Below are 6,685 nucleotides of genomic sequence, written 5' to 3' on the forward strand. Positions count from 1 at the left end.
ACCGGCAAACAAAGCTAAAATACTTTTAATAAATAAGTTATCTGATTTCTCAGCAATTTTTTGAATCCCTGTTGACTGCTCTGTATCAAGCAAGGTTAACCCACCTAAAATACGCTCGTAAGTCAGTTTAATATTTTCATCTAATGTATCCCAAATAGATTTATCTTCTGAAACCGGAATTTCTTCTGGTAGCCAAAATTGTTCCGTTTGTTTTAAATATAAATCATCATAAAATTGATAATCTGGCGCATTCCAGTTGACCGCTTGATATATTTTCTTCATTATAATCGTCCTTTACTAACTAAATTTGAATTAAACAGAACAAGTCGTACATTCTTCAAATGATAGATTTTTGGTACGCGTGTAGTATAAACTCTTTAACCCAAGATGATGGGCATATAAATAATATCTCACTAATTCTCGTGTACTGGTATGACTATCAACATAAAGTGTCGTACTAATCCCTTGATCAATATGAGGTTGTACCTGAGCTATTAATTCTAAAACCTTCATCATATCCATACGGTAGGCTGATTTATAGAAGAACATATTATCCTCTGCTAAATAAGGCATTGGATAATACGTTGTCGCATTTCCATAAGTTCGACGTTCCACTAAATCCACCACAGGTAAAATACTTGCCGTTGCATTTTGAATGTACCCGATACTTTGAGTTGGGGCAATTGCCAGACGGTAAGCATGATACATTCCGTTTTCTTTGACACTTTTAGCTAAGTGAGCCCAATCATTTTTAGTTGGAATGACCATCTCGTGAAATAGCTCCTTCACACGATCAGATTTAGGCGTAAAATCCTCTGTTAAATATAACTTAAAATACTCACCGCTTGCATAATCGGATTTTTCAAATCCAATAAATGAGCGACCTTTTTCCATTGCAATTTGCATGCTACGCTCAATTGAATAATAATTGACCATCATGAAATAAGTACGAACAAATTCCTTTGCTAATTCACTTTCGTAGGCAATTTTATTTTTGGCGAAGTATCCATGTAAATTCATGCTTCCAAGACCTACAGCATTTAATTCTTCATTTGCTTTTTGAATGCCTGGCGCATTTTTAATCTGAGACAAGCTCGAAACCGCTGTTAAAGCATCCATCCCAGCATAAACACTTTCTTTGAGCGCTCGTCTTTCCATGACATTCACAATATTTAAAGATCCTAAATTACAACTAATATCACGTCGAATTTGATCTTCTTCCCCATAGTCTGTTATGGTTGAAGTTTCTTGTAATTGGAAAATTTCTGTACATAAATTTGACATCTTAATTTGTCCAATTTCCTTTAAAGGATGGGCAGCATTCGCATTTGACTTAAAGACGATGTATGGGTACCCAGATTCAAATTGCATTTTTGCAATATGCGTCAATAATTTCCTTGGATCCAATTGACGTTTTTTGATTGCCGGATTTTGAACTAATTCATCATACACCTCATCTAAATTTAAATCATCTAAATGCTTTCCAGTCGCTAAAAACACCGTATGTGGGGCAAAAACATACATCGGTTGATTTTCTTTCGCTAGATTAATAAATTTACTCGGAACAATTAAGCCGATTGATAATGTCTGAATACGACTTTTTTCATCCGCATTAATTTTTTTAGTATCTAAAAATTCCTCAACATCCCAGTGGAAGACATTCAAATAAGCTGCTCCAGCCCCTGGTCGTTGCCCTAACTGATTAACATAACTAAATGAATCTTCAAGTAGCTTCATCACAGGCAATACCCCACTAGCCGCATTCTCAATTTCTTTGATTGACTCATTTCGAGCACGTAATTTCGATAAATTTAAGGCAACACCGCCCCCAATTTTAGAAAGTTGCATCGAGGTATTTAAATTATAAGTAATCGAGTTTAAGGAATCATCCATTTCAAGTAAAAAACATGACACCATTTCACCACGTCGTGCTTTTCCTGCATTTAAAAATGTCGGTGTCGCTGGTTGATAGCGTTGTTCAATCATCGCAATTGCAAATTCGAATGCTTTATTCACATCACCTTGTGCTAAATATAAGGCAACTGCAACGATACGGTCCTCATAATATTCTAAATAATATTGATGATCATTTGTTTTTAGAGCGTAATCTTTATAAAACTTTGATACTGCCATAAAAGACTGGAACTTAAACTGATAAGAAAAAACTTTTTCTTTAATCATGACAATCTCTTCAATGTGATACCACTTAAAAAAGTTTTCATAATAATGATGCTCAATCAGCCATTCATAACGTTCTTTCTCCGACGTAAAGGTCTTCATTTTCGACTTCACCTCAATTAAAAAAGCCTCCACGGCTAAGTGATCTTTTTCTAATTGATAAAAATCGTTTTGTTTTTGCATCAGTTCATTATTTAGTTGTATGTATTCTTTTTCCATATTTTCACCCTTTGATTTTCTTAAAAGTTGCAACTATTTCTCTTTTAAAAAGAAGTGCTTTTCCATCATAGCACGCTCGACGTTTTTTTCCTAATCATATGCGTCGAATTTTTATCATTGCTGTCCTTATTTAGTATTTAACTTTCAGTTAAACCTCATCCGATAAAAATAAAAAACGTATAAGGAGCCATTCCCTATACGTTTCATGAATATTAGTCTTCCTCTTTAACTAAATTTGTTGTTTCTGCTAAAGACGCAATTAAACCACTGACATTTTGAATTTCTGATGGAATAATTAATTTCGTTGCTTTTCCATCTGCAACTTGTGCTAATGCTTCAAATGATTTAATCGTTAATACTTCTTTTGTTGGACAAGATGCATTTAACATACGAAGTCCTTCAGCTGTGGCTTCTTGGACTTTAAGAATCGCCTCTGCTTCCCCTTCAGCACGTCTAATTTGTGCTTCCTTATCTGCTTCAGCTGATAAAATCATCGCCTGTTTACGCGCCTCTGCTTCAAGAATTTGAGACTCTTTCAACCCTTCTGCACGTAAAATATTAGATGTTTTTTCTCCTTCTGCTTGCAAGATTTTTTCACGACGTTCACGTTCTGCACGCATTTGTTTTTCCATCGCAGCCTGAATATCTTGTGGAGGAACAATATTTTTAACTTCGACACGATTAATTTTAATTCCCCATGGGTCCGTTGCTTCATCTAAAACAGAACGCATACGCGTATTAATAATGTCACGTGATGTTAATGTTTCATCTAATTCTAACTCCCCAATAATATTACGTAAAGTTGTTGCTGTTAAATTTTCGATTGCTGCAAATGGATTACTAACCCCATAAGTAAATAATTTAGGATCCGTAATTTGGAAAAAGACAACGGTATCAATTTGCATCGTTACATTATCTTTTGTAATGACAGGCTGTGGTCTAAAATCAATAACTTGTTCTTTTAATAAGACTTTATTCGCGACACGATCCATAATTGGAATTTTAACATGTAAACCAACATTCCAAGTGGCAGCATAAGCTCCAAATCGCTCGATAACATACGCATTCGCTTGGGGTACTACTTTAATATTCGATGCAATTAAAATAATGACAATAAAAATCAAAACTACAAAAATCCACATAAATCCATCTCCTATCGCTTTTTTATTTTACAATAACCGTAACGCCTTCAATTCGTAAAACTGTTACAATCTCATTTACTTCATACGTTTGTTTTGAATCAGATACTGTACGCCAAACTTTCCCCTCAAGTTTTACTTCACCTGCTTCATGAGGTAAGATTGTTTTGACAACAATCGCTTCTTTTCCAATTAACTCTTCTACATTTGTTTTATGTTGTCCAATTTTAAGCTTTTCAACTGCTACTTTACGTGTGGTTGAAACTAAAATTAAAGACACACACAAGAAAATTATTAATTGAATAAAGAAAGAATCGATGACAAAGGCAAACAACATCGCGATTAATGCTCCAATTGCAAACCAAATTGAAATAATCCCTAGCGTCATCGCTTCAACTACCCCAAATACAATTGCAACAATTAACCAAAGCCATGTACAAGACATTCCTAACACTGAACTAGCTAAGATCAACATCCGCCTCACTCCATTCTTCATATACCTTTTCATTATATCAAACTTACTTAAGGTTTAACACTTATTCCCAATTATTTTATTTTATTTCCTATCTTTTCTCGCACGGGGATGAGCCAATGCATAAGCTTGTCGTAAATGTTCTTTTGAAACATGCGTATAAATTTGCGTACTCGATAAATTTTCATGGCCTAATAATTCTTGAACCGAGCGTAAATCAGCCCCATTGTTTAACAAATGCGTCGCAAACGTATGACGTATCATATGAGGAGCCACCTTAATATGTTTCGCGGTTTGATTGGTCATTCGACTCAAAATATCACGAACACCTCTTTCTGTTAAAGGAGTTCCAAGGTGATTTAAAAATAATACATCGGTTTCTAGGTTAGATTTCTTTAATAATTGAGGGCGGCTTCTTTGTAAATACGCCTCGATTGCTTCAACTGCAAACTCGCCAATTGGAACATAACGATCTTTCCCACCTTTACCATGAATTAAAACCGTTCCAAGCTCAACATTTAATTGGGATTGCTTCATCTGACAACACTCAGAAACTCGAATTCCCGTTCCATATAATAATTCTAACAAAGCATAATTACGACATCCAAGAATTGAAGTTTGATCAATACTATCAAAAAGGGCTTGTAATTCTTCTTCATATAAAAACTGAGGCAACGTTTCTGCTTTTTTAGGGCCTTTCATAATTAAAAATGGATTTTGTTTAACCTGTTTTTCTTTTAATAAAAATTGATAATAGGAACGCAATGATGATAATTTACGACTCATCGTGCTTCTTGATAATTGGTGCGTATAACAATCATTCAAATAACTTCTCACATCGGAATAATCAAATTCAAACTCGTTAATTCCTTCTCGTTGACAAAAACTAAACCACTCTTTTACATCTCGCTCATAATTTAATAAGGTATGCTCAGAATAACGCTTCTCGTACTTTAAATAATCCATATATTTCAAAATCCATTCATTCATAGGATCCCTCCTGTTCAGATAAAGAAAACAGTCCCCTACATGGGAACTGCTTCACTCTGTTTCCGTTGGTAATGGTTCTAATTTTGAAATAAGTGACATTGCTTCTTTTTCAGTCACCGCCACGACATCATTTATTTGATCATTTTCTGCAATTTGCAACGTATTAGAATCTAATAGGGAGAGAGTCAGATAACTTTCTAAGCCATTCAAATACCTCACATAAAGGTTCATCACGGTTCCAGCGGAATATAAAACCTCATACTGTCCTCTTAGATAACTCCACTGCCCCTCTTCTTGTTTCATCATCTCGATGTGACCTTCAGAATCAAAATAATAAATTATCGGAATTTCATCAACCTCAACCATCCAATACCCGGTAATAGCTGTTAACTCCACTTCCTTTTGATACAATTGAGTGTTATGAAAGAAGATATTTTTATAGTGTCCACTTTGATCAACTATCACTTCTTTTACCCCTTCAAAGGGTTTATAGTAAATCTGCCCTTTTTTATGATAGTAGACCCCTTGATTACCTAGAGCAAACCCTGAAACAGATTCATCAATTTTTGTTGTTAAGCCTTTATATTCTAAATATAAGTCATTAATTGAATTCATATAAGCAACATGCGTCCCATTATAATCATATTGATAAACATCCTGTGCTACGACTTGTACTTGATGATTTCGATCAATTAAGTATAAGTCATCATTACTTTTATATGTCGCGCAATCTAATTCAGTGTCAATATTTATTTGTCCCACATTAGACCCTAAAAAAGTAACGTCAGAAGATTCAACATCTAATCCATACAATTCACTTTTATCTGTTAAATAATAAACGTATGTTCCTTGAGTCATGATCGAATAATTGATGACATTGGCAAGATGGATCGGGTCAGGATTAAGCGAAGACATCACCGTCATCGTCCCCATTCCACTTTCAAGATTTAACTCTGAAAAATAGACCATAGTTTCGAAATTTTTACTATAAGTTGGAAACATTAGCCAGTCTGTTACCTCATCAATCACTTTATAGGTCATGGCACGGTCATCAGCTAGTTTCACAACAATCCCTTGATTTTTTGCCCAAATCATCATGCTCTGATTAGCTTTTTCGAAACGATAAGCCATCACAGATGGTTGTTCATAAATAATTTTTCCATCGTGATTAATAACTCTTAAGGTATCTTGATCATCCTGTACAATAATGAGTTGACCATTCAAAGTCGTATCAAATAGTTTAACCGTTCCTTCAAATAAGATATTTGACTCTTCATCTTCAAGTAAATATAAATTTTGATTTTCTAATCCACTATAAACAATTTGATGACTCTCACCTAGGATTTTCAAATCGCTTGCAGCTGGAACAAATTGCGGTTTTTTATTTTCTAAAAACCAAACAATCCATCGATTATCCTTCTTTTGAATTTTAATCGTGTTCGTTGCTTTATCAAAATCAAAATAACTAACTTGATCCGATAACTTATATTGTACTAACGTTGGATCGAGATAAAATAAATCATTCTCAACTGTTTGCAAAAAAAGTCCCTCTTCAGAATGTTGACTTGTTAATTGGGACGCCCCTAAAGGGTGACTCAATTCTTGTTCGTTAGAACTTTGTTGTAGGATATCACTCGGTTGTAAAATTTCATTTCCTCGTCCCACACATCCCGTTAAAATAAAGAGA

6 protein-coding genes are annotated in these 6,685 nt (G+C 34.4%); all 6 read right to left on the reverse strand.

Annotated elements, in window-relative coordinates; all coding sequences use genetic code 11:
• Positions 1-282: ribonucleotide-diphosphate reductase subunit beta (locus tag QWC74_RS12070; protein WP_288994116.1), on the reverse strand; the 282-nt coding region annotated here is incomplete at its 3' end.
• A 30-nt stretch (positions 283-312) separates the two neighbouring features.
• Positions 313-2,397, reverse strand: a complete 2,085-nt coding sequence (gene nrdE / locus QWC74_RS12075) for a class 1b ribonucleoside-diphosphate reductase subunit alpha (RefSeq protein WP_006783775.1) — start codon at positions 2,395-2,397, stop codon at positions 313-315.
• A 212-nt stretch (positions 2,398-2,609) separates the two neighbouring features.
• Complete coding sequence (locus QWC74_RS12080) at positions 2,610-3,539, reverse strand: SPFH domain-containing protein (protein WP_006783776.1); 930 nt, start codon at positions 3,537-3,539, stop codon at positions 2,610-2,612.
• 22 nt (positions 3,540-3,561) lie between these two features.
• Positions 3,562-4,011 (reverse strand): NfeD family protein, encoded by a 450-nt coding sequence (locus QWC74_RS12085; RefSeq protein ID WP_229040029.1) that lies wholly within the window; start codon positions 4,009-4,011, stop codon positions 3,562-3,564.
• An 81-nt stretch (positions 4,012-4,092) separates the two neighbouring features.
• On the reverse strand, positions 4,093-4,998 hold the full coding sequence (gene xerC, locus QWC74_RS12090) for a tyrosine recombinase XerC (RefSeq protein WP_006783778.1): 906 nt from the start codon (positions 4,996-4,998) through the stop codon (positions 4,093-4,095).
• Positions 4,999-5,049: 51 nt separating this feature from the next.
• The coding region (locus QWC74_RS12095; RefSeq protein ID WP_288994118.1) for a hypothetical protein at positions 5,050-6,685 on the reverse strand (1,636 nt) is incomplete at its 5' end.

Source organism: uncultured Turicibacter sp., from assembly GCF_938044715.1.
GTDB classification, from domain to species: Bacteria; Bacillota_I; Bacilli_A; order MOL361; family Turicibacteraceae; genus Turicibacter; species Turicibacter sanguinis.